Origin of the sequence: Streptomyces sp. NPDC002133 (assembly GCF_040296405.1) — a bacterium.
Taxonomy (GTDB): domain Bacteria; phylum Actinomycetota; class Actinomycetes; order Streptomycetales; family Streptomycetaceae; genus Streptomyces.
In genome coordinates this window covers 34558-57421 of the sequence record NZ_JBEOXF010000020.1, presented here as the reverse complement: position 1 = coordinate 57421, position 22864 = coordinate 34558, and the positions used below count along the sequence as shown (strand labels likewise).

The window sequence follows — 22864 nt, the reverse complement described above, 5'->3', positions numbered from 1 at the left end:
GCGGCTCCGCCGCGTAGCCCCCGGGAGCACCGCCCCCCACCCCCACCCCCGGGGACACGACCCCCGCCGGACGGAGTGCCGGACGACGAAACTGCGAGGCTGCTGACGGTGAACGTGCTGGACATCCTGTTGCTGGTCGCGGCCGTATGGTTCGCGATCATCGGATACCGCCAGGGCTTCGTCGTCGGCATCCTGTCGGTGATCGGCTTCCTCGGCGGCGGACTCGTCGCCGTCTATCTGCTCCCGCTCCTGTGGGACCAGCTGACCGACGAGCCAGAGGTCTCCACGACCGCCGCGATCGTGGCCGTTGTGATCGTGATCGTCTTCGCCTCCGTCGGCCAGGCCTTCACCACGCACCTGGGGAACAAACTCCGCCGTCACATCACGTGGTCACCCGCCCGTGCCCTCGACGCCACGGGCGGCGCGCTCGTGAACGTCGTCGCGATGCTGCTCGTCGCCTGGCTGATCGGCTCCGCCCTCGCGGGCACCTCCCTGCCGACGCTCGGTAAGGAGGTCCGTAACTCCAAGGTTCTCCTCGGCGTCTCCCGGGTGATGCCCACGCAGGCGTCCAGCTGGTTCACCGACTTTTCCGCGGCCCTCGCGCAGAACGGCCTGCCGCAGGTCTTCAGCCCGTTCGCCAACGAGCCCATCACCGAGGTCCGCGCCCCCGACCCGGCGCTCGTCAACAGCCCGGTCACGGCCCGCGTCCAGCGCTCCATCGTCAAGGTCGTCGGCACGGCCCCGAGCTGCAACAAGGTCCTCGAAGGCACCGGCTTCGTCTTCGCCGAGCGCCGCGTCATGACCAACGCGCACGTCGTCGGCGGAGTCGATGAGCCGACCGTCCAGATAGGCGGTGAGGGTCGGCGGTACGACGCGACGGTCGTCCTCTACGACTGGCAGCGTGACATCGCGGTCCTGGACGTCCCGGACCTCGACGCGCCGCCACTGCGCTTCACCGACGGCGACGCCCGCACGGGCGACAGCGCGATCGTCGCGGGCTTCCCGGAGAACGGCTCGTACGACGTACGCTCCGCACGCGTCCGCGGCCGTATCGACGCCAACGGCCCCGACATCTACCGCCGCGGCGAGGTGCGCCGCGATGTCTACTCGCTGTTCGCGACGGTCCGCCAGGGCAACTCGGGCGGACCGCTGCTCACCCCTGACGGCGATGTGTACGGAGTGATCTTCGCCCGTTCGCTCGACGACGCCAACACCGGCTATGCGCTGACGGCCGATGAGATCCGCGACGACATCACGTTCGGCGCCACCGCCAACCAGCAGGTCGACAGCCAGGGCTGCGCGTTGTGACGCGGTAGGTACGCCGTGAGGCGGCGGGTGTGCCGCCTCCGTCGAGGCCCGTCAGCCGCGCGTATGGCGCAGCCGGGCCGAGACCCAGCGCGCCCTGCGGCGGAGGATACGGGGAATGCCGAGCCGGGGATCGTGGCCCTGTGCCTGCGGGCCGCCCCTCTCGTGGCTGATCGGCGCGGAGGCCGAGCGGGAGTTGCGTGCTGTGTCACCGTAGTCGTGCGTCCAGCCCATACCCCGACGTGTGCCCGTGCCCCAAGGTCGGTAACCGCATCGAGGCCCGCCAATTGGCCTATGCGTCGGGCAATGCCCGTTCGCAGAACGGACGTTCTGCGCCTTCCCGGGGTAACGCCCCGGCCCCGGCAGGCCGGGCGGACCGGGGTCAGCGGTCCGGTTCGGGGTCCTTGAGCCGGTTGACGAGTTCCGTGGAGAACGCCACCGGATCCTCCTCATGGGGGTTGTGTTTTCCGGGGGCGGCCCCCGGACCCCAGGCAGTCGGTTCGGGGTTCGGGTGGCGTGGGGTCGGCCGGCGGTCCGGGGTCAGCGGTCCGGTTCGGGGTCCTTGAGCCAGTTGACGAGTTCCGTGGAGAACGCCACCGGATCCTCCTCATGGGGGAAGTGGCCGAGTCCGTCGAAGAGGCGCCAGCGGTACGGCGCTTCGACGTATTCGCCCGAGCCCGCCGCGCTGCGCGTGCGCATCGCCGGGTCGAGCGAGCCGTGCAGATGCAGCGTCGGCACCCGCACCGGGCGTTTCATACGGCGGTTGAACTGGATGCCGTCCGGGCGGGCCATCGACCGCACCATCCACCGGTACGGCTCGATCGAGCAGTGCGCGGTCGACGGAATGCACATCGCGCGCCGATACACCTCGACCGCGTCGTCCTCGGGCGGCCGCGGACCGGACCAGTCCCGGATGAGCCTGCCCACCAGCGCCGCGTCGCCCGCGACGAGCTGACGCTCCGGCAGCCATGGTCGCTGGAAGCTCCAGATGTACGAACCGGCGCGGCTCTGCGCGTAGTCACTGAGCATCGAAGAGCGCCATCGGCGCGGATGCGGCATCGAGGAGACGGCGAGTCGGCGCACCAGCTTGGGCCGCATCACGGCCGCCGTCCACGCGAGGTACCCGCCCAGGTCATGGCCGACGAGCGCCGCGTCCGGCTCGCCGAGCGACCGGACGACGCCGGTGATGTCGAGCGCGAGGTTCGCGGGGTCGTAACCCCGGGGCGTACGGTCGCTGCCGCCCACACCCCGCAGATCCATCGCCACAGCCCGGAACCCTGCGTCGGCCAGCGCGGTCAGCTGATGCCGCCACGTCCACCAGAACTGTGGAAAGCCATGCAGCAGCAACACCAGCGGCCCGTCGCCGAGCTCTGCGATATGGAAGCGCGCACCATTGGCCGCCACGTCGCGGTGGGTCCAGGGACCATCAATGCGTACGGGGCTGCCATTACCGGCGCCGATGCCATGGCCGTTTCCGCTGGCGCCGGGGCGCGAATCAGGGGCCGTCATACAGACGAGCGTGCCACAGCTGTGGACGAGTCCTGGCCCTGACGGGGATGCGGCTTGACGTTCTGCAGCACGGCCGCGGTCTGCTTCGCCGACGCGATGGACTTCTCCGGCGGCTTGACCTTCTTGAACTTGGCGGCGGAGAGCAGCGCCGCGAGCCCCGCCAGCAGCAGGAACGCCACGCCGACGATCAGGAACGACCAAGCGAGCCCGAGCCCCAGGTTGTGGATCCCGTACGCCGCGGCGAAGCTCAGCACCGGCAGCGAGAACAGCGCGAGGACACCCGCGACCCCGCCGGCCACGCCGCCCGTCACACCACGCTTGACGTCCTGCCGGATCTCGGCCTTGGCCAGCGCAATCTCGTCGTGCACCAGGGCGGACATCTCCGCGGTCGCCGACGCGACCAGCTGGCCGATGCTCCGGTCGGGGCCGGCCAGCCGGACCGGTCCGACCGTGTCGCCTACGGCTTCGACGGCACCGGTGGCGTACGCCGGGCTCTTGCCGGGGTCGCTCATCGCTGACTCCCTCATCTCTGCTTCGGATCAGAAGTCAGATCATGCCGGACTGTCGCCGTCGCTGCGCGACGCACCCGCGAGTTCCGCCTTGCGTCGGTGCTCCGCGGCCTTCGCCTCGTAGATCGCGGCCATCCGAAGGTGGTATTCCGGTTTGTCCTGCTCGTAGATGTCGGGGATGCCGTCGAGGTCCTCGTCGCGCTCCTCCTCCTCGCACAGCGCCTGGTACTTGCGTACGCGCAGCTTGAGCAGCACACAGGCGAACACGGCGGCGATGAGCGAGCCCATCAGGACTGCGGCCTTGACCTCGTCCATCAGGGCGACGTCCCCGGCGAAGGCCAGCTCGCCGATGAGGAGGGAGACGGTGAAGCCGATCCCCGCGAGTGAGGCGACGGCGAACACGTCCGGCCAGGCCAGTTCGTCGTTGAGCTCGGCTCTGGTGAACCGCGCGGCGAGCCAGGTTCCGCCGAATATGCCGATCGTCTTTCCCACGACCAGACCGAGGACGACGCCCAGGGGCTCGGGCCTGCTGAACACGTCGTGCAGCAAGTCGCCGGAGACGCTCACCCCGGCGGAGAGGAGCGCGAACAGCGGCACGGCGAGCCCGGCCGAGATGGGCCGTACGAGGTGCTCGATGTGCTCACCGGGGGAGTGCTCCTCGCCCTTCTCGTGGTGGCAGCGCAGCATCAGGCCCATCGCGACACCGGCGATGGTGGCGTGGACGCCGCTGTTGTACATCAGGCCCCAGATGACGAGGGCCAGCGGGATGTAGACGTACCAGCCTCGGACGCTCTTGCGCAGCAGCAGCCAGAAGACGCCGAGGCCGACGACCGCCCCGCCGAGCGCGGCGAAGTTCAGGTCATCGGTGAAGAAGATGGCGATGATCAGGATCGCGAAGAGGTCGTCGACGACGGCCAGGGTGAGCAAGAAGGCCCGTAGCGCGGACGGCAGCGAGGTGCCGATCACTGCGAGGACGGCGAGCGCGAAGGCGATGTCGGTGGCGGTGGGCACCGCCCAGCCGCCCAGGGAGCCGCCGCCCGTGACGTTGACCAGGGTGTACACGAGCGCGGGGACGGCCATGCCGCAGATCGCGGCGATGACGGGGAGTGCCGCGGCCTTGGGGTCGCGCAGCTCGCCGGCGACCAGCTCACGCTTGAGCTCGATACCCGCGACGAAGAAGAAGATGGCGAGCAGCCCGTCGGCGGCCCAGTGCTGGAGGGAGAGGTCGAGGCCGAGCGCGGCCGGGCCTATGTGGAAGTCGCTCACGGCGTCGTAGCCGGCGCTCAGCGGTGTGTTCGCCCAGATGAGGGCCGTGACCGCGGCGGCCAGCAGCAGAACACCACCGACGGTCTCGGTGCGCAGCGCGTCCGCGACGAAGGTGCGCTCGGGGAGCGACAGGCGTCCGAGGAACTTGCGGGTCGGGGGAGTGGGCGCGGCCACGGCAGGGACCTCCGGTCGTGTGGGCAAGGCGAAGCGCATTGCCGACCAGACTTCCCGGCACACCTGAGATTTCTTGTCACGCTCTTGATGTGTTCCTTAGCTTACCTAAGAGCGCGAGATGCACCGGGATCCTTACTTTAAGTGCAAACGCGACAAGCAGGGCACCTCGGCGCTGCGCCGTGGATGCCCTGCTTGTCGTCGTGGCCGCAGAGGCCGGTCAGTCCTCCGAGGCCGCGGTCGGCAGCTTGGACTGGATGAGGTCCATCACCGAGGAGTCGGTGAGGGTGGTGACATCGCCGAGCTGACGGTTCTCCGCGACATCACGCAGCAGCCGGCGCATGATCTTGCCGGAACGCGTCTTCGGCAGCTCGGCCACCGGCAGGATCCGCTTGGGCTTGGCGATCGGGCCGAGCGTGGCGGCGACGTGATTGCGCAGATCCGCGACGAGTCCCTCGTCCTCCGTCGCCGTGCCGCGCAGGATCACGAACGCCACGATCGCCTGGCCTGTCGTCTCGTCCGCCGCGCCGACCACAGCCGCCTCGGCGACCTTCGGGTGGGAGACGAGCGCGGACTCGACCTCGGTCGTCGAGATGTTGTGCCCGGATACGAGCATGACGTCGTCGACGCGGCCCAGGAGCCAGATGTCGCCGTCGTCGTCCCTCTTGGCTCCGTCGCCCGCGAAGTACTTCCCCTCGAAGCGGGACCAGTAGGTGTCGATGAACCGCTGGTCGTCGCCCCAGATGGTGCGCAGCATCGACGGCCACGGCTCGGTCAGCACCAGATAGCCGCCGCCGCCGTTGGGGACCTCGTTCGCCTCGTCGTCGACGACGGTCGCGGAGATGCCGGGCAGCGGGCGCTGGGCGGAGCCCGGCTTGGTCTCGGTGACGCCCGGCAGCGGAGAGATCATCATCGCGCCGGTCTCGGTCTGCCACCAGGTGTCGACGATCGGGGTCCTCCCGGCGCCGATGTGCTCCCGGTACCAGATCCAGGCCTCGGGGTTGATCGGCTCACCGACCGAGCCGAGGATGCGCAGGCTGGAGAGGTCGAACTTGGCGGGGATGTCGTCTCCCCACTTCATGAACGTACGGATCGCCGTCGGCGCGGTGTAGAGGATCGTGACACCGTACTTCTGCACGATCTCCCAGAACCGGCCCTGGTGCGGGGTGTCGGGCGTGCCCTCGTACATCACCTGCGTCGCGCCGTTGGCCAGCGGGCCGTACGTGATGTACGAGTGGCCGGTCACCCAGCCGATGTCGGCGGTGCACCAGTAGACATCGGTCTCGGGCTTGAGGTCGAAGACGGCGTGGTGGGTGTAGGCCGCCTGGGTGAGGTAGCCGCCCGAGGTGTGCAGGATGCCCTTCGGCTTACCCGTCGTGCCCGACGTGTACAGGATGAAGAGCGGGTGCTCCGCGTCGAACGCCTCGGGCGTGTGCTCGGCCGACTGGCGCGAGACGATGTCGTCCCACCACACGTCCCGGCCCTCGGTCCATGCCACGTCCTGGCCGGTGCGGCGCACGACGAGCACGTGCGACACACGGTCCACGCGGCTGAGGGCCTCGTCGACCGCGGGCTTGAGCGCGGAGGGCTTGCCGCGTCGGTAGCCGCCGTCGGCGGTGATGACGAGCTTGGCGTCGGCGTCCTCGATGCGGGTGGCGATGGCGTCCGCGGAGAAGCCGCCGAAGACCACCGAGTGCGCGGCGCCGATGCGGGCGCAGGCGAGCATCGAGATCACGGCCTCGGGGATCATGGGCAGATACACGGCCACCCGGTCGCCCTTGGCGACGCCCAGCTCGGTCAGGGCGTTGGCCGCCTTGGAGACCTCGTCCTTGAGCTCGGCGTAGGTGAGGGCCCGGTGGTCGCCCGGCTCGCCCTCGAAGTGGATGGCGACGCGGTCGCCGTGGCCCGCTTCGACATGGCGGTCCACGCAGTTGTACGCCACGTTGATCCTGCCGTCGGCGAACCACTTGGCGAACGGCGGGTTCGACCAGTCGAGGGTCTCGGTCGGCTCGGTGGCCCAGGTGAGGCGCCGGGCCTGCTCGGCCCAGAAGCCAAGCCTGTCCGCCTCGGCCTGCTCGTACGCCTCGGCCGTGACGTTGGCGTTCGCGGCCAGCTCGGCCGGCGGCGCGAACCGCCGCTCTTCCTTGAGCAGGTTGGCCAGGCTTTCGTTGCTCACGACATCTCCCTTTCCCAGGGCGTCCTATGTGCCTATGTGTCCCAGGCCATAGCTCACCAGCCGGATGGCCGGGTGACAAGAGCCTTCCGGGAATTGGTTTAGACCTGTGCGGAGCGGGTGGCCCCTCGTCCCCGGGCGGTGGGGAGGAGGGGCCATACGTTCTCACGTATCCCGCGCCTGAACGGTTCATGACGCGCAGTGTGCCCGGCCGGGCACACTGCGCGCCGGGGTGGGCGCCCAACCTGGTGCCAGGACGGGTGGCTCGGAGCCGGGACGGGTGGCCCGGCGCGCGGAGCGGAGGGCTGCGGTGCCCGGTCAGGCGGGCGTGTCCTCCAGCGCCGGCGGTACGTCGGTGACCCGGTCGAAGACCTCGTCGATACGGTCCGTCTCCTCGCCGCCCGCCAGCAGATATGCCTGAGCCTCGCCGACGTGGAAGTACATCCCGTGCAGCTGCAGAGTGCCCTCGGCGAGCCGCCGCGCCACCGCCTTGTGCGCGCGCAGATGTTCCAACTGCTGGACCACATTCGTGAGGCACAGCTGCTCCACCGCATCGGCGGGCAGCCTTCCGGAGATCCGGGCCAAGGAGTGGTGCCGCGACGTCATCCGCTTCAGGCTGGGCCGGCCGTGGCGCAACCAGCGCCACAGCGGGGTCTGCGCGTCCGCGCCGTCCGGCTGGCCGGTCATCAGGGCCTGCATCGCCCCGCAGCCCGAGTGGCCGCATACGGTGATCGAATCCACCTGCAGGACGTCCACGGCGTACTGGATCGCGGCCGCGACCGAGTCGTCCCCGCTCTCCTCGCCGGGCAGTGGCACCAGATTGCCCACATTCCGCACGGTGAACAGATCTCCAGGACCGCTCGCCGTGATCATGCTCGTGACGAGGCGGGAGTCGGCACAGGTGAGGAAAAGCTGGGACGGGCGCTGGCCCTCGCGCGCCAGCCGCGCGAGCTCCTCCCGCACCAGCGGGGCCGTGTTGCGCTGGAAGGAACTGAGCCCGCTGGCCAGTTGGTGCTTGGGCGGCACCGGCCACCGTTCGGGCGCGGCCGCAGGGTGCTCTCCACAGTGGTGGTTCCGCCAGGGCGTCCAGGGCCGGCAGCAGGCATGCGACTCGGAGGCGGGCTCGGCGATCCGGCCTCCGGAGCGACCGGTGAACGCGACCGTCCCGCCATGCGCTTCATGGGCCGCCTGCCAGTCGTGCAGCGCCTCGAAGGCCGCGTGGTCCATGAAGGATCCGTCCAGCTCGACGACGGCGTCGGCGTCATGGGGCACTTTGCCCAGCACGCGGCTCAGCCGTGGCACGGCCAGAAACGTCAACTGGCCCCGCACCCTGACCCGGTGGATCCCTTTCTGCTCCTGCACGGTGATCCGGGTCCTGGTCAGCCGGTGCAGCGCGACCGCGACCGCCACCGCGATCCCGATGGCCACGCCCTCCAGCACTCCGGTGAACACGACGGCGGTCATGGTCGCCGCGTACACCAGCATTTCGCGGTTCCGCCGCACGCTGCGCAGATGCGTGATGTTGACCATCTGGATGCCGACGACCATCACCAGCGCCGCCAGGGTGGCCAGCGGGATCAGATCGAGGGCGGGGACCAGCAGCAGTGCCGCGACCGCGATCCACAGTCCGTGCAGCATCGTCGAGTTTCGGCTCACGGCGCCCGCCGCCACATTGGCGGAGCTGCGCACGGCAACACCGGTGACCGGCAGCCCGCCGAGCGCGCCCGACACGACGTTCGCCGCACCCTGGCCGGTCAGCTCTCGGTCGAGGTCGGCGCGCGGGGTGCGGACCGCGGGCTTCTTACGGCCCGAGATCAGCTTGTCGACGGCGACCGCGGACAAGAGGGACTCGACGCTGCCGACCAGCGTGATGGTGAGGACGGCAGCGGCGATACCCAGCGCCGGCCCTTCGGGCAGCTCGGGCAGGGCGTGGCTGCTCCAGGACGGAAGATCGACGCGAGGCAGCCTGAGCCCGGTGGCCACGGCCAGGGCGGTCGCGACGCCGACAGCCGCGAGCGCGGCCGGGACCTTCCGTACGGCCCGGCCGGTGCGCCCCGGGATACGTGGCCAGGCGAGCAGCACGGCGACGGTCAGGATGCTGACCGAGAGCGCGGCGGGATGGAGAACGGCCAACTGGCCGGGCAGGCCGAGGGCGTTGTCGACCGCGGAGCTCTGCGGGGTGCCGCCGAGGACGATGTGGAGTTGCGCGAGGGCGATCGTGACACCGATGCCGGCCAGCATGCCGTGCACGATCGCCGGACTGACCGCCAGGGCGGAGCGGGCCACCCGCAGCGCGGACAGCGCGAGCTGAGTGAGGCCGGCGAGGACGGTGATGGCGCACGTGGTGCGCCAGCCGTACTGCTGGATCAGGTCGGCCGTGACCACGGTGAGTCCGGCCGCGGGCCCACTGACCTGCAGCGGGGCCCCACCGAGCCGCCCGGCGACGACACCGCCGACGGCGGCCGCCACGAGGCCCGCCTGGAGGGGCGCGCCAGTGGCGAGCGCGATGCCGAGAGAGAGCGGCAGCGCGATCAGGAAGACACTGATCGAGGCGGACAGATCGGCGCCTGAGATCCGGAAACCCTTGCCGGGGCGCCTGGGGCGCCCGGAGTCGCGGGACCCGCGACCGGATCCGACGGGCCGGGGGCGGCCGGGCCGGCGATCCTCGGGACCGTGATCCTCGGACTGGTGGTCCTCAGGCCGTCGGTCCTCGGGCGGTTGGTCCTCGGGTGTCTGCCCGGTGTGCCCGGGTGTCTGGGGTGCCGTCCCGGGCGGACTGTGCGGGCGCTGGAGGTGGGTCGTGCCGATGTGGGCGGTGGTGGCCGAGGTGGGGGTGGCCGGCAGGGTGGCCGAACCGCGATCTTCGGGCTCGTCGCGGTTGTGGCCGTTCATACGAAAGGGGACGCAGGCGGACATGGTTCCCGTCTCCTCCGGGGCAGCGCGGTCGCGGAATGTGGGGGTCGCGGCCGTGGGTCACGGCGTACAGCGGCGGGATGGTCGAACCCGGAGCCTCGACCCGCCGCGCCTGGCTCGGCGGCGGCGCAATCTCAACTCTCGGTAAATGGATCGTAATGCAGAGTAAAGACTGCGGCATGATTTTCGGGGCAAATAGGGCAGCTGTTCACCCGTTTCGGTGATTAATCACTTCACCTCGGCTTGTCGCGATCCCTCCCCCTCGAACGGGTGCGAATTTGACGAACGCAGTCATATCCGCGGATAAGCAGACAATCGCTGCAAATGAGGGAAGAGGGTGGACGAATGCTGCCCGCCACGAGGAAGTTCGCTCTCGGCGTCGCCGCGGTGCTGGCCGTCGGCATCGCCAGTTGCTCCGGTGCCGACGGGTTCGGCCTGCCCGGGACGAAGGACGGAGCCGCCGCCCCCGTCAGGGTGATCCGCCTCATCGGCGACGGCTCGACCGCCTACACGGGAGCCCAGCCCGGAGTGCCCAGGCCGAAGCGTCTGGAGCCGGGGCAGAAACCACCGCAGTTCGTGGTGTTCTCCTGGGACGGCGCCAGTGAGGACAGCCAGGAGCTCTTCTCCCGTTTCCGTGCGGTGGGCAGGAAGTACGACGCGACGATGACCTACTTCCTCAGCGGTGTGTATCTGCTGCCCGAGGAGAAGGCCACGAAGTACGACCCGCCCCAGCACCCGCGAGGCCGCTCCGACATCGGCTTCAACAACACCCGGGGAATCAGGGACACCGTGCGAGAGCTGCGCGGTGCCTGGCTCGAGGGCAACGAGATCGGCACCCACTTCAACGGTCACTTCTGCGGCCCGGAGGCTGGCGTCGGCACCTGGTCGGTGGAGGAGTGGGAGAGCGAGATCAGCCAGGCCAAGTCCTTTGTGAAGCACTGGAAGACGAACGCCGGACTGAGGAAGGAAGAACCGCTGCCCTTCGACTACGAGAAGGAGCTCATCGGCGCCCGCACCCCCTGCCTGGAGGGGCGCGAGAACTTCATGAAGGCCGCGAGCGGGCTGGGCTTCCGCTACGACACCAGCGGCGTCGGCGACCAGGTCTGGCCCAGGAAGGAGCGTGGCCTCTGGGACCTTCCACTCCAGAGGATCCCCGTCCCGGGCCGCGCCTTCGAAGCGCTCGCCATGGACTACAACTTCATGGTCAATCAGTCGGGGACGAGCAAGGACGCGCCCCATATGCACAGGTACTGGGGGGACCAGATGCGCGACGGTCTGATCCAGGGCTTCGAGCGGGCGTACCAGGGCAATCGCGCACCGCTGATCATCGGCAACCACTTCGAGTCCTGGAACGGCGGCACGTACATGCGCGCCGTCGAGGAGGCCATCGGGGCCGTCTGTATGAAGCCCGAAGTCCGGTGCGTGTCCTTCCGGCAGCTCACCGACTGGCTCGACGCTCAGGACCCGCAGATTCTGGCGAAGTTGCGCACGCTCAAGGTCGGCCAGTCGCCGAAGCGGGGCTGGGAGGCCCTCACGACCCCCCAGCCTGCCAGGCCCGCCAAGCCCGAGAAGCCGGCCGGAGCCGCAGGGTCGGCCGAGTCCGACCGGTCGACCGCCTTCGCCGAGGCGGTCCTGGGCGGCGACGCCTTTTCGGGACCGGGGCTTGGGGTGCCGGGCCTGGTGTGGCCTCCTCAGAGCCTGACGGCTCCGGGTGGGGTGGCTCGCGGTGAGGTGTCCCTCGGCGGGGTGACTCGTGACCTTGTTGCTCCGCACCAACCCGGCGCGGTCGGGCCCGGCACCGTCGGGGCCGGCTCGGGCCGGCCCGGCTCGCTCAGGCCGGCTGCGGGGCGCTGACCTCCGCGGCCGGTTCCCCGAGTACGAAGGCGGGGTCGATCTGCGCGGCCAGGTCGACCCCCGTCTTCGCGTTGCCCCAGCTCTTCGCGTTCTTCAGATGGAAGTGCACCATCTGGTGCGTGTAGCGCTCCCAGTCGCGGCTGCCGTACGACGCGTCCGCCACGGTCTGCAGCGTCCGCAGCGCCGCGCGGTTGTGCTCCTCCAACTGCCCGAAGCGGGCCGGACGGCCCTTCTCCATCGCCCGCACCCAGTCCGAGTGCCCCACCGCGACGAGCAGATCCTCACCCACCTGCTCACGCAGGAAGTCCAGATCGTCCTGACCCTGCACCTTGTTGCCCACCACCTTGAGCGAGACGCCGAAGTCCCGGGCGTACTCCTTGTACTGCCGGTATACGGAGACGCCTTTCCGCGTCGGCTCCGCGACGAGAAACGTCATGTCGAATCGGGTGAACATCCCGGAGGCGAAGGAGTCCGAACCGGCCGTCATGTCGACAACGACGTACTCGTCCGGGCCGTCGACGAGATGATTGAGGCACAGCTCCACCGCCCCGACCTTGGAGTGGTAGCAGGCCACCCCGAGATCGTCCTCCGTGAACGGTCCGGTCGCCATCAGCCGGACCTCGCCGTCGTCCAGCCGGACGGTTCGCGCGCAGGCCGCGTAGACGGGGTTGTCCTCCCGTACCCGCAGCAGCCGTGAACCCTCGCCCGGGGGCGTGGTCTTGATCATCGCTGCGGCGGACGCGATCCGCGGATTGGTGCCGCGCAGATAGTCCTTGATGAGCGTGAGCTGCGCGCCCATCGCGGGCAGCGCCCTGGCCTCGTCGTCGTCGAGTCCGAGCGCTGCGGCCAGGTGCTGATTGATGTCGGCGTCCACCGCGACGACGTGGGCCTGCTGTGCCGCGAGGTGGCGGATGAAGAGCGAGGACAGCGTGGTCTTGCCGCTGCCGCCCTTCCCTACGAAAGCGATCTTCATGTTCACCTACGGTAGCCGCTCGCATGCGCAACGTGGTCGGAGTGCGTGAAGAAGACCACTCCAACGTGGGGTGGGCCCCCGGGGCGCGTAGCCTCGTTACCTATGAGTACGAACGCCTCTGACCCCCTTGCCGCACTGGGCGCTCTGCCCGGAGTCGCGGATGCCGTGGACTCCGTACGCAGAGCCGTGGACCGGGTCTACGGCCACCGGGTCATGCGACGCCGCAGCAACGAGGTCGCTTCCGAGGCGGCGCTGCGCGGAGCCCGCGCCTCCGCGGCGCTGTCGGGTGCCGACTGGGCGCTCGAAGAGGTGCGCCGGCGGAGCGACTTCGGCAGTGAGGCCGAGGCCCGTACCGTCGGCGCGGCCCTGAGGCTGACCGCCGAGTCCGGCCAGCTGCTGTCCATCTGGCGGCAGTCCCCGCTGCGGGTGCTGGCCCGGCTGCATCTCGTGGCCGCGGGCGGCGCGGCACCGGACGATACGGTCGGCCGTCCCCGGCTCGTCGGCGAGAAGGTGGACGAGCCGCTGATCGAGGCACCGCTGCCGGACGCGGACGAGATGGCGGGCCGGCTCGAAGGGCTCTCCGGGCTGATCATCGCGGGCAGTTCGGCTCCGGCGCTGGTGATGGCCTCGGTCGTGCACGGCGAGTTGCTCGCCCTGCGCCCGTTCTCCTCGTCCAACGGGCTGGTGGCCCGGGCCGCCGAACGCATCGTTCTGGTGGGCAGTGGGCTCGACCCCAAGTCGATCTGCCCGGCCGAGGTCGGCCACGCGGAACTCGGCCGCGAGGCGTACGTCACGGCCTTCGACGGCTACGTGTCGGGAACCCCGGAGGGGATGGCGGCCTGGATTGCGCACTGCGGCCGTGCGGTCGAACTCGGCGTGCGGGAGTCGACGGCGGTCTGCGAGGCATTGCAGCGGGGCGCGGCGTAGGGGTTCCGGACGAGCCGGGCCCGTACAGGCCGTACAAAGGGTTGCGGCGGTACCGGAATTGGTACCGCCGCTGGCATGTCCGCCCAGTTACCAAGCGTCCTCGATATGTTGCCCATCAGGTCGGGAAACTTTGCCCGTCACCTGGTGCGGCTGGCCCGTAATCGACGGGTCGACGTCGCGTGGGTGCTCGGCGTCCATACTTCGGTCCGTGGGCCTTTTCCTGCGTGATTGGTGATCCTCTCGGATGTCCCAGGTCTCGCGGGCCTTAAGTCCTTTGTACTCCAGCGGTCCGGTGAGCGGAACCCCTGGCTGCACTTCTTTACTTTTAACCTTAAATGCGGGCAAAGTTCGCACTGCGGCGCCGACTGGCGTACCAGACGAGCCCGGCGGTGGCGACTGCCGCGCCGACGGCGGCCACCGCGACCAGCCCAGGACGTGCAGGCATCGTGAACGCGGGGATCCGCTGCTTCAGCCGTACCGGACGGTTGAAGACGAGAATCGGCCAACCGCGTGACGCTGCCTCTCGGCGCAGCGCACGGTCCGGGTTGACCGCGTACGGATGGCCGACGGACTGGAGCATGGGGACGTCGGTGACGGAGTCGCTGTACGCGTAACAGCGCGACAGGTCGTAACCCTCGGACTTCGCGAGTCCTTTGATCGCCTCGGCCTTGGTCGGCCCGTAGGCGTAGTACTCGACCTCTCCCGTGTAGCAGCCGTCGTCGCCGACGACCATGCGGGTCGCGACGACACGATCGGCGCCGAGCAACTCGCCGATCGGTTCGACGACCTCCGCGCCGGAGGTGGAGACGATCACGACGTCGCGACCGGCCGCGTGGTGCTCCTCGATGAGAGACGCGGCCTCGTCGTAGATGATCGGGTCGATCAGTTCGTGGAGGGTCTCGGCGACGATCTCTTTGACCTGGCGAACGTTCCAGCCTTTGCAGAGGGCGGACAGGTACTGGCGCATCCGCTCCATCTGGTCGTGGTCCGCGCCGCCTGCGAGGAAGACGAACTGGGAGTACGCGGTTCGCAGTACGGCGCGGCGGTTGATCAGTCCTCCTTGGTAGAAGGACTTGCTGAAGGTCAGCGTGGACGACTTCGCAATGACCGTCTTGTCCAGGTCAAAGAAGGCTGCTGTGCGCGGCAAGGAGTGGTTTTCCACGACGCTGAGCATAGGGGCCCACCATTCGGCGTAAGCTGGGGCGCGTGGGTTTGCCTGAGAAGGCTCTCGGGTACACCATGGAAGTCACGGATCGTTCGCGACCGTGCTAACCCGGCCCGACTCCTCCCCCCCCGAGTCGGCCGTGGGGACGACCCCCGCTCTCCCCCCCGGCGGGGGTCGTCGCATGTCCGGACGCGTTTTCGTGCCTCGCGGTTGACCGCTTCCCTCTCCTTCAGGCCTCTGTGGCACTGTCCGTCGACGCTCCGGAGCCGTCACGCTGTGTAGTTGACGGGCTGCGCTCCGGAAGTCGTGCGGGAAGTCACCGGTATGGGCTACCGGGATATTCACAAGCCGCGAGTTGTCCACAGTTTTAGAGCAAGATCCACACGATTTTCGGGCGCACTGCACGGTGATTCCGTCCGCGAACTTCGCGGGCCGAAGGAATCACGGATCAGGGCCGGTGCGCCGGCCTCGTGGCGCCCACTGCGGCAGTGGGTGAGAGGGGGAGAAATCGTGGCGAGTTCCATCACATCTGATACGTCCGGTGCATCCGCAGCGTCCGGCGCGTCGGGAAGGTTCAGGGCACCCGGAGGGTTCGGATCGCCTGGTGAGCGTGGTGCGCCCGCGGCCGGTGCGTCCGGCGGACGGTCGGGCTTCGGCGGGCGGCCGGTCGCCGGTGAACGGCGGGGCGGGCCTCTCATCGTCACGGAGGACCTGGAGCTTCTCGACGATCTGCTGCGGCTGTGCGCCGCGGCGGGCGCCGATCCACAGGTCCACCATGCGGTGCCCGAGGAGAGAGCGAGCTGGGAGAGCCCGCCGTTGGTTCTGGTCGGGGACGACGCCGCCGCCCGCTGCCGAGGGGCGACCCGCAGACCCGGTGTGCTTCTCGTCGGGAAGGATCAGGACGATCCGCAGGTGTGGCGGCGGGCGGTGGAGATCGGCGCCGACTGCGTGCTGCGCTTGCCCGACGCCGAGAGCTGGCTCGTCGACCGGATCGCCGATGTGGCCGAAGGCGTCGGACGGCCGGCACTGACGGTCGGCGTGATCGGCGGCAGGGGCGGCGCGGGTGCGTCCACGCTGGCCGGTGCGCTCGCGGTGACGGCGGCGCGGGAGGGGCGGCGCACGATGCTCGTGGACGGCGACCCGCTGGGCGGCGGTCTCGATGTGCTTCTCGGAGGGGAGCAGGCCGAGGGCAGACGCTGGCCCGACTTCGCGGCGTCGAAGGGCCGGGTGGCGGGTGGTGCCCTGGAGGAGTCGCTGCCGTCGGTGCACGGGCTTCGGGTGCTGAGCTGGGACCGGGGTGATTCGGTGGTGGTTCCTCCGGAGTCCATGCGCTCGGTGCTGGCGGCGGCCCGCAGGCGTGGCGGAGTGGTCGTCGTGGATCTGCCCCGCCGCGTGGACGAAGGTGTCGCGGAGGCACTGGCCCAGCTGGATCTCGGGCTGCTGGTGGTGCCGGGCGAGCTGCGTGCGGTGGCCGCGGCGAGGCGTGTCGCGTCGACGGTGGGCATGGTGCTCGGCGACTTGCGTGTCGTGGTGCGCGGACCGTACGCATCGGGGCTGGACGAGCAGTGGGTGGCCGACGCGCTCGGGCTGCCGCTGGCGGGCGAACTGCCCGTGGACACAGGACTGTTCGCCGACCTGGACGAGGGTATTCCGCCCGGCGCGGGCGCCCGGGGTCCGCTGGCCCGGTTCTGTTCGGCCTTCTGGGAGCGGGCACTCGCGGGCGGTGAGCGCTCATGACCGCGACGCTCCTCGAAGCCGTACGGCAGCGGCTTGCCGAGAGCGGGGCCGAGCCGACCCCGGCCAGGGTGGCGGCGGCGCTGCGTGCGCAGGGCCGACTGCTCGGGGACGCGGAAGTGCTGGGCGCGGCAGAGGAGTTGCGCTGCGAGCTGGTGGGGACGGGGCCGTTGGAGCCGCTCCTCGCCGAGCCCGAGGTGACGGACGTCCTGGTGTCGGCGCCGGACCGGGTGTGGGTGGACCGGGGCGGTGGGCTCCAGCTCACCGATGTCACCTTCTCCGACGCGGCGGCGGTGCGCCGGCTGGCCCAGCGCCTCGCGGCGGTCGCTGGGCGACGGCTGGACGACGCCCGCCCCTGGGTGGACGCCAGGCTCCCGGACGGCACCCGCATGCATGCGGTGCTGCCGCCGGTCGCGATCGGCTCGACCTGCCTGTCGCTGCGGGTGGTGCGACCCCGGGCCTTCTCGCTGAGCGAGCTCGTAGCGGCCGGGACGGTTCCGCCGGGCGGGGACCGAGTGCTCGGGGCGCTGATCGAGGCCCGGGTCTCGTATCTGGTCAGCGGCGGCACCGGCTCGGGCAAGACGACCCTGCTGTCGACGCTGCTGGGGCTGGTCGGTGAGCACGAGCGGATCGTGCTGGCCGAGGACTCGGCGGAGCTGCGGCCCGACCATCCGCATGTGGTGCGCCTGGAGTCCCGCCCGGCGAACCAGGAGGGCGCGGGCCGGGTCACGCTGCGGGACCTGGTGCGCCAGGCCCTGCGGATGCGGCCCGACCGGCTGGTGGTGGGCGAGGTGCGCGGCGCCGAGGTCACTGATCTGCTGGCGGCGTTGAACACGGGCCATGACGGCGGCTGCGGCACCGTCCACGCCAATACGGCCACCGATGTGCCGGCCCGGCTGGAAGCCCTGGGCACGGCCGCCGGGCTCGACCGGGCCGCGCTGCACAGTCAGTTGGCGGCCGCCCTGTCGGTGGTGGTCCATCTCGTACGGGACCGGGACGGCCGGCGCCGGATCGCCGAGGTGCATGTGCTGGAGCGGGATACGGCGGGGCTCGTGGTGACCGTCCCGGCGCTGCGGTGGGGCGCGGCGGGCTTCGGGCGGGAGCGGGGCTGGGAGCGGCTGCGGTCGCTGATCGGGGGTGCGTGGTGACGACGCTGGCGATGTGTGCGGCGGTCTGCGCGGGCGTCGCGGCATGGACGACGGCCGGCGGGGATCAGGGGACGCGGCGGGCGAGGCTGGTCCTTGCGGGGGCGGGCGCCGCGGACCTGGCCCCCCGGTGGGACTGGGAGCGGCCGCTTCGGGTGGTACGGCGGCTGCGGCGGGAGTGGTTGTGCCTCCCGGTGGCGTTGGTGCTCGCTGTACTCGGGGCGTCCGTGCTGCCGCTGGTCGTCTGCGTGATCGCGGTGCCGCTCGTGGGGCGGCGGCTGCGGGCCGGGGAGCGGAGACGGGCGCAGGAGCGCAGGGCCGATGCGGTGATCGCGCTCTGCGGCGGGATCGCGGGCGAGCTGCGGGCGGGGCGCCAGCCCGGGCAGGCGCTGCTGACCGCGGGCCGGGCCACGGGGGCGCTCGGTGGGGCGGAGGCCGCGGTGCTCGCGGCCGCACGGTTCGGCGGTGATGTGGCTGCGGAGCTTCGGCGGGCGGCCCATGAACCGGGTGCGGAAGGGCTGGCCGGACTCGCGGCGTGCTGGCGGGTGTCGGTGGACGGCGGGGCGGGGCTGGCCTCCGGTCTTGACCGGCTGGAGGCCGCGCTCCGGTCGGATCGGGATCAACGGGAAGGTATGCGCTCCCAGTTGGCGGGGGCGTGGTCGACGGTCGTGGTTCTGGCACTGCTTCCGGTGGTCGGGCTGGGCCTGGGCTGGGCGCTGGGAGCCGATCCGCTGCGGGTGCTGCTGCACACCCCTGTTGGCGTGGGATGCCTTCTGGTGGGCGGCCTGCTGGAGGCAGCCGGGCTGTGCTGGGCGGCGCGGATCGTGCGGGCGGGGGAGCTGCCATGACCGGTGAGTTCGTCCATAGGCTGGGGGCGGTGATTCCGGCGGCGTCCGTCGTTGTCCTGCTGTGCTGCCTGGCCGCGGGATGGCGGCACGAGCGGTGGGTGCGCAGGCGGGTCGGAGCGCTGCTCGCGGTGAAGTACGGGCAGCAGCACAGGAAGTGGCTGCCGGAGTCCGATTCCGGGGCCTGGGTGCGTGAGTGGGCCCTCCCGGCGGCAGCGGTGATCACCGGCTGGATCCTCGCGGGCGGAGTGACGGGATGCCTGCTGGGCGCAGCGGGGGCGTATGGCCTCAGGAAGTGGCAGCAGGGCCGTGCACGGGACAGGGATGCGGGCGTGGACGCCTCCCCGGAGCAACTGCCTCTCGCTGCAGATCTGCTGGCCGCGTGTGTCTCGGCAGGAGCCGGGCCACATGAGGCGGCGGAGGCGGTCGGGGAGTCGCTGGGCGGCCCGGTTGGTGTGCGCCTGGCGAAGGTCGCGGCGGAACTGCGGCTCGGCAGTGAACCGGCGCAGGCGTGGGGGCGGTTCGGTGAGATACCGGGCGCGGCCGGGCTGGCCCGTTGTCTGGAGCGGGCCGGTTCCACGGGGGCGCCGGCGGCGGAGCCGGTCTCACGGCTGGCCGCAGGTCTCCGGGCGGAGCGGGCCAGGAGCGCCGCGGCGCGGGCCCAGCGAGCCCAGGTCCTGATCACGGCGCCGGTGGGGCTCTGCTTTCTGCCCGCGTTCCTGGCGATCGGAGTGGCCCCGGTGGTGATCGGCCTGGCGAGCGGGCTGCTGAAGGGCAACTGAAAAGACCGAAACGAAGATCGAACGACGGCCGTGACGACGACTGAAACGGCAACTTGGTGTCGAGTTCAGGGGGTTGAGATGAGTTTTGTGGCACGACTGAAGAGCCGGGCGACCCGTGCGGGGATGAGCGCGCGGACATGGCTGGGCAGGAGGCGAGCGCGTCACGACGCGGGGATGACCACGTCGGAGTACGCGATGGGAACGATCGCGGCATGCGCCTTTGCCGCGGTTCTCTACAAGGTGGTGACGAGCGGGACGGTGTCGACGGCGCTCGAGTCGGTCATCGGGAAGGCGCTCAGTGCCCAGTTCTGACACCGCGGCTCCGGTTCCGGTTCCGGTTCCGGACACATCGGTGTCGGCGGACCGGGGGTCGGTGACGGCGGAGGCGGCGGTGGCCGTTCCGGCACTGGTGGTGTTCACGATGGCGCTGGTCTGGGCGCTGATGGCGGCGTCCGCGCAGATCCAGTGCGTGGACGCCGCCAGGGCCGGGGCGCGGGCGGCCGCACGATCGGAGCCCGAGGCGGCCGCGCTCGCCGCCGCCCGATCGGCCGCCCCGAGCGGCGCTCAGGTCTCCCTGGGCCGGGAAGGCGACCTGTGGCGGGTCCGGGTGGAGGCCCCGACACCTGGTCCGGGAGCGCTGTCGTTGACCCTCACGGCGGAGGCGGCCGCGCTCGCCGAGGACACGGTGGGGAGCGGCGCGCCATGAGGAGAAGCCGCGACCGGGGCTCGGCGACCGTGTGGGTGGCCATGGCGGCCTGCGCGATGTGTGCGGTCTTCGCCGTGGTGCTCGCCATGGGCCAGGCGGTCGTCGCACGCCACCGCGCGGGCGCCGCAGCCGACCTGGCCGCGCTCGCCGCGGCGGACCGGGGTCTCGGCGGCGCGGGGACGGCGTGCGATGCGGCGGCGCGGGTGGCCCGCGCTCAGGGGACGGACCTGGTGCGATGCGCGGTGACCGGCGAGATCGCCGATGTGACGGTCGGCGCCGTCCTCGGCCCGTACCGCCCGGAGGTCAGATCCCGGGCCGGTCCTCCGGATGGCCCAATGCCCCCTCAGCAGATTCGGGGAGTGCGCCCTCAGCTGCCTCCGGGGCCGATGGGGAGACCCCAGGGGCAGTGGCACCCGGGGCCGGAGCGCCCGGGGCGGGGGCCGGAGCCTCCCTGAGGAGGACCGTCAGCAGGCGGACGGCGGCGCGTTTGTGCAGCGGGTCGTTGCCGTTGCCGCATTTGGGGGACTGGATGCAGGACGGGCAGCCCGCTTCGCACTCGCAGGAGGCGATGGCCTCGCGGGTCGCGGTCAGCCACTCACGGGCGGTGTGGAAGGCCCGCTCGGCGAAGCCCGCGCCGCCCGGGTGGCCGTCGTAGACGAAGACGGTGGGCAGCAGGGTGTCCGGGTGCAGCGGGACGGAGACCCCGCCGATGTCCCAGCGGTCGCAGGTGGCGAAGAGCGGCAGCATCCCGATGGAGGCGTGCTCGGCGGCGTGCAGGGCACCGCCCAGCTGCTCCGGGTTCACCCGTGCGGTCTCCAGCTGGTCCTCGGTCACCGTCCACCACACGGCCCGGGTCCGCAGGGTGCGCGGCGGCAGATCGAGCTTGGTCTCGCCGAGCACCTCGCCGGTGATGAGCTTGCGGCGGAGGAAGGAGACGACCTGGTTGGTGACCTCGACGGACCCGTAGCAGAGCCGGCCGGCGCCCCATGGGATCTCGGTTTCGGTGTCCAGGATGGAGATGGAGGTGATGTCGCGGGCGGTGGTGGAATACGGCGGGTTGGCCTCCTCGACCAGGGCCACCGAATCCTCGAGATCCAGCTTCTTCACCAGATAGGTGCGGCCCTGGTGGAGGTGGACGGCCCCGTCGTGGACGGCCGCGTGCGAGGCGGGCTCGTCGACCGTGCCGAGCAGTCGGCCGGTCGCGGCCTCGACGATCTGCACCGGCCGGCCGCCCTCTCCCCGGATGTCGGTGAGGTCGGCGGCCCGCTCGCGGCGCGTCCAGTACCAGCCTGCGGAACGCCTGCGCAGCAGTCCGGCGCTCTCCAGCTGGGGCAGCAGCTCCGGCACGGCAGGGCCGAAGAGGGTGAGGTCGTCCTCCGACAGGGGAATTTCCGCGGCGGCGGCACACAGGTGCGGAGCGAGGACGTACGGGTTGTCGGGGTCGAGGACGGTGGACTCGACCGGCTGCTGGAAGAGCGCCTCGGGGTGGTGGACGAGGAACGTGTCCAGCGGGTCGTCGCGTGCGACCAGGACGGCGAGGGCGCCCTGCCCGGACCGCCCGGCCCGGCCTGCCTGCTGCCACAGCGAAGCCCTGGTGCCGGGATAGCCGGCGATCACGACCGCGTCCAGACCGGAGACGTCCACCCCCAGCTCCAGGGCCGTGGTGGCGGCCAGGCCGAGCAGCTCGCCGGAGTGCAGGGCCTGCTCCAGGGCACGGCGCTCTTCCGGCAGGTAGCCGCCCCGGTAGGCGGCGACCCTGCGGGCCAGCGAGCGGTCGACCTCGGCCAGACGTTCCTGGGCGATGACGGAGATCAGTTCGGCTCCGCGCCGGGAGCGTACGAACGCCACCGTGCGGACGCCCTGGACGGTCAGATCGGTGAGGATGTCGGCGGTCTCGGCCGTGGCGGTGCGGCGCACCGGGGCGCCCTTCTCGCCGTGCAGCTCGGTGAGCGGCGGCTCCCAGAGAGCGAAGACGAGCTCGCCGCGCGGCGAGGCGTCGTCGGAGACCTCAGTGACGGGCAGGCCGGTGAGGCGGCGGGCGGCGACGGCGGGTTCCGCGGCGGTGGCGGAGGCGAGAAGGAAGACGGGGTTCGCGCCGTAGCGGGCGCATACGCGCCGGAGGCGGCGCAGGACCTGGGCGACATGAGAGCCGAAGACTCCCCGGTAGGTGTGGCACTCGTCGATGACCACATAGCGCAGGGTGCGCAGGAAGGAGGACCAGCGCGGGTGCGAGGGAAGTATTCCGCGGTGGAGCATGTCCGGATTCGTGAGCACGTAGTTCGCGTACTGGCGGACCCATTCCCGCTCCTCGACGGGCGTGTCGCCGTCGTACACGGCCGGTCGCACACGGTTGCCCAGCGGAGCCGCGAGGTGCTTCACGGCGCGGCGCTGGTCCGCGGCGAGCGCCTTGGTCGGGGCGAGGTAGAGGGCCGTGGTGCCGCGTCCGTTGGCGGCCTCGGCGCCGTCGAGCAGCGTGCTGAGCACCGGCGCGAGATAGGCCAGCGACTTGCCGGAGGCCGTGCCCGTGGCGATCACGACGGATTCGCCGTCCAGGGCATGCTCTGCGGCGGCTGCCTGGTGGGCCCAGGGGTGCTCGATGCCCGCCTTCTGGATGGCGTTGATCACCTCCGCGCGGATGCGGTGGGGCCAGACTGCATGGCGGCCCGGCCTCGGGGGCAAGTGCTCCGTATGAGTGATGCGCGCAGCCCGGCCCGCCCCTGCGGTGAGCCGGTCGAGGACCGTGCCGGGGGAGGGGCGGGTTTCCCCGCTCTCGGGCGGTCGTCTGGGACGGTGATTCATGGCCATCGGCACCGAGTGTGTCACTGGGCTGACGGACAATGGTCCCAAGGCGTCGTGCATGGCTGCTGGTAAGTGATTGAATGCCATC

General features: G+C 70.9%; 18 protein-coding genes and 1 pseudogene. 10 read left to right on the top strand and 9 right to left on the bottom strand.

Annotation, left to right across the window (positions count from 1 at the left end):
• Positions 1 to 108 precede the first annotated feature (108 nt).
• Positions 109 to 1308 (top strand): MarP family serine protease, encoded by a 1200-nt coding sequence (locus ABT078_RS20505; RefSeq protein ID WP_351229646.1) that lies wholly within the window; start codon positions 109 to 111, stop codon positions 1306 to 1308.
• Between the two features lie 51 nt (positions 1309 to 1359).
• On the opposite strand, the gene ABT078_RS20500 is transcribed toward ABT078_RS20505, so the two are convergent.
• The 6 genes from ABT078_RS20500 to ABT078_RS20475 all read right to left on the bottom strand — a co-directional run bounded on the left by ABT078_RS20500 (position 1360) and on the right by ABT078_RS20475 (position 9849).
• The gene (locus tag ABT078_RS20500; protein WP_351229644.1) at positions 1360 to 1539 is read right to left on the bottom strand and encodes a hypothetical protein; all 180 of its coding nucleotides are present in this window, start codon (positions 1537 to 1539) and stop codon (positions 1360 to 1362) included.
• A gap of 306 nt (positions 1540 to 1845) precedes the next feature.
• Positions 1846 to 2814 (bottom strand): alpha/beta fold hydrolase, encoded by a 969-nt coding sequence (locus ABT078_RS20495; RefSeq protein ID WP_351229642.1) that lies wholly within the window; start codon positions 2812 to 2814, stop codon positions 1846 to 1848.
• Positions 2811 to 3326, bottom strand: a complete 516-nt coding sequence (locus tag ABT078_RS20490; protein ID WP_351229640.1) for a phage holin family protein — start codon at positions 3324 to 3326, stop codon at positions 2811 to 2813. The genes ABT078_RS20495 and ABT078_RS20490 overlap by 4 nt, the downstream gene beginning before the upstream one ends.
• Positions 3327 to 3365: 39 nt before the next feature.
• A complete protein-coding gene (gene nhaA, locus ABT078_RS20485; RefSeq protein WP_351229638.1) occupies positions 3366 to 4763 on the bottom strand; it encodes a Na+/H+ antiporter NhaA in 1398 nt (465 codons plus the stop codon).
• A 217-nt stretch (positions 4764 to 4980) separates the two neighbouring features.
• Positions 4981 to 6936 (bottom strand): acetate--CoA ligase, encoded by a 1956-nt coding sequence (gene acs / locus ABT078_RS20480; RefSeq protein WP_351229636.1) that lies wholly within the window; start codon positions 6934 to 6936, stop codon positions 4981 to 4983.
• Positions 6937 to 7251: 315 nt separating this feature from the next.
• The gene (locus tag ABT078_RS20475) at positions 7252 to 9849 is read right to left on the bottom strand and encodes a SulP family inorganic anion transporter (protein WP_351229634.1); all 2598 of its coding nucleotides are present in this window, start codon (positions 9847 to 9849) and stop codon (positions 7252 to 7254) included.
• A 342-nt stretch (positions 9850 to 10191) separates the two neighbouring features.
• On the opposite strand from ABT078_RS20475, the gene ABT078_RS20470 reads away from it, so the two are divergent.
• Positions 10192 to 11700 carry a polysaccharide deacetylase family protein gene (locus ABT078_RS20470; RefSeq protein WP_351229632.1) on the top strand — a complete coding sequence of 503 codons (1509 nt, stop codon included), beginning with the start codon at positions 10192 to 10194 and terminating at the stop codon, positions 11698 to 11700.
• Here the strand turns inward: ABT078_RS20470 and ABT078_RS20465 are convergent.
• Positions 11678 to 12673 carry an ATP-binding protein gene (locus ABT078_RS20465; protein ID WP_351229630.1) on the bottom strand — a complete coding sequence of 332 codons (996 nt, stop codon included), beginning with the start codon at positions 12671 to 12673 and terminating at the stop codon, positions 11678 to 11680. The two genes, ABT078_RS20470 and ABT078_RS20465, sit on opposite strands and share 23 nt — an antisense overlap.
• A 102-nt stretch (positions 12674 to 12775) precedes the next feature.
• On the opposite strand from ABT078_RS20465, the gene ABT078_RS20460 reads away from it, so the two are divergent.
• Positions 12776 to 13600: a Fic family protein gene (locus tag ABT078_RS20460; RefSeq protein WP_351229628.1), complete on the top strand. Its 825-nt coding sequence runs from the start codon at positions 12776 to 12778 to the stop codon at positions 13598 to 13600.
• 331 nt (positions 13601 to 13931) lie between these two features.
• On the opposite strand, the gene ABT078_RS20455 is transcribed toward ABT078_RS20460, so the two are convergent.
• Positions 13932 to 14774 carry an HAD family hydrolase gene (locus tag ABT078_RS20455; protein WP_351229626.1) on the bottom strand — a complete coding sequence of 281 codons (843 nt, stop codon included), beginning with the start codon at positions 14772 to 14774 and terminating at the stop codon, positions 13932 to 13934.
• A 687-nt stretch (positions 14775 to 15461) separates the two neighbouring features.
• Between ABT078_RS20455 and ssd the strand changes: the two genes are divergently transcribed.
• From ssd to ABT078_RS20420, 7 genes and pseudogenes are all read left to right on the top strand, one after another.
• Positions 15462 to 16502, top strand: a complete 1041-nt coding sequence (gene ssd, locus ABT078_RS20450) for a septum site-determining protein Ssd (protein ID WP_351229752.1) — start codon at positions 15462 to 15464, stop codon at positions 16500 to 16502.
• Complete coding sequence (locus ABT078_RS20445) at positions 16499 to 17647, top strand: TadA family conjugal transfer-associated ATPase (RefSeq protein WP_351229624.1); 1149 nt, start codon at positions 16499 to 16501, stop codon at positions 17645 to 17647. The genes ssd and ABT078_RS20445 overlap by 4 nt, the downstream gene beginning before the upstream one ends.
• An 11-nt stretch (positions 17648 to 17658) precedes the next feature.
• Positions 17659 to 18492, top strand: coding sequence for a type II secretion system F family protein (locus ABT078_RS20440; RefSeq protein ID WP_351229750.1), 834 nt, complete (start codon positions 17659 to 17661; stop codon positions 18490 to 18492).
• Positions 18489 to 19271, top strand: a complete 783-nt coding sequence (locus tag ABT078_RS20435; protein WP_351229622.1) for a type II secretion system F family protein — start codon at positions 18489 to 18491, stop codon at positions 19269 to 19271. The genes ABT078_RS20440 and ABT078_RS20435 overlap by 4 nt, the downstream gene beginning before the upstream one ends.
• A 78-nt stretch (positions 19272 to 19349) precedes the next feature.
• The gene (locus ABT078_RS20430) at positions 19350 to 19583 is read left to right on the top strand and encodes a DUF4244 domain-containing protein (protein WP_502981263.1); all 234 of its coding nucleotides are present in this window, start codon (positions 19350 to 19352) and stop codon (positions 19581 to 19583) included.
• A 40-nt stretch (positions 19584 to 19623) separates the two neighbouring features.
• Positions 19624 to 19977, top strand: coding sequence for a TadE family type IV pilus minor pilin (locus ABT078_RS20425; RefSeq protein ID WP_351229745.1), 354 nt, complete (start codon positions 19624 to 19626; stop codon positions 19975 to 19977).
• Positions 19974 to 20240: pseudogene (locus tag ABT078_RS20420) on the top strand (Rv3654c family TadE-like protein); the annotation flags it as partial. The gene ABT078_RS20425 and the pseudogene ABT078_RS20420, both read left to right, overlap by 4 nt.
• Before the next feature lie 40 nt (positions 20241 to 20280).
• On the opposite strand, the gene ABT078_RS20415 reads toward ABT078_RS20420, so the two are convergent.
• Positions 20281 to 22863, bottom strand: coding sequence for a DEAD/DEAH box helicase (locus ABT078_RS20415; protein WP_351229620.1), 2583 nt, complete (start codon positions 22861 to 22863; stop codon positions 20281 to 20283).
• Between the last annotated feature and the right edge of the window lies 1 nt (position 22864).

Coding starts and splice junctions, on each gene's coding strand:
- ABT078_RS20430 (WP_502981263.1), top strand. CDS start 19,350: ATGAGTTTTGTGGCACGACTGAAGAGCCGGGCGACCCGTGCGGGGATG.
- ABT078_RS20470 (WP_351229632.1), top strand. CDS start 10,192: ATGCTGCCCGCCACGAGGAAGTTCGCTCTCGGCGTCGCCGCGGTGCTG.
- ABT078_RS20495 (WP_351229642.1), bottom strand. CDS start 2,814: ATGACGGCCCCTGATTCGCGCCCCGGCGCCAGCGGAAACGGCCATGGC.
- ABT078_RS20500 (WP_351229644.1), bottom strand. CDS start 1,539: ATGGGCTGGACGCACGACTACGGTGACACAGCACGCAACTCCCGCTCG.
- ABT078_RS20490 (WP_351229640.1), bottom strand. CDS start 3,326: ATGAGCGACCCCGGCAAGAGCCCGGCGTACGCCACCGGTGCCGTCGAA.
- ABT078_RS20465 (WP_351229630.1), bottom strand. CDS start 12,673: ATGAAGATCGCTTTCGTAGGGAAGGGCGGCAGCGGCAAGACCACGCTG.
- ABT078_RS20455 (WP_351229626.1), bottom strand. CDS start 14,774: ATGCTCAGCGTCGTGGAAAACCACTCCTTGCCGCGCACAGCAGCCTTC.
- ABT078_RS20445 (WP_351229624.1), top strand. CDS start 16,499: ATGACCGCGACGCTCCTCGAAGCCGTACGGCAGCGGCTTGCCGAGAGC.
- ABT078_RS20460 (WP_351229628.1), top strand. CDS start 12,776: ATGAGTACGAACGCCTCTGACCCCCTTGCCGCACTGGGCGCTCTGCCC.
- ABT078_RS20475 (WP_351229634.1), bottom strand. CDS start 9,849: ATGTCCGCCTGCGTCCCCTTTCGTATGAACGGCCACAACCGCGACGAG.
- ABT078_RS20415 (WP_351229620.1), bottom strand. CDS start 22,863: ATGGCATTCAATCACTTACCAGCAGCCATGCACGACGCCTTGGGACCA.
- ABT078_RS20435 (WP_351229622.1), top strand. CDS start 18,489: ATGACCGGTGAGTTCGTCCATAGGCTGGGGGCGGTGATTCCGGCGGCG.
- ABT078_RS20440 (WP_351229750.1), top strand. CDS start 17,659: ATGTGTGCGGCGGTCTGCGCGGGCGTCGCGGCATGGACGACGGCCGGC.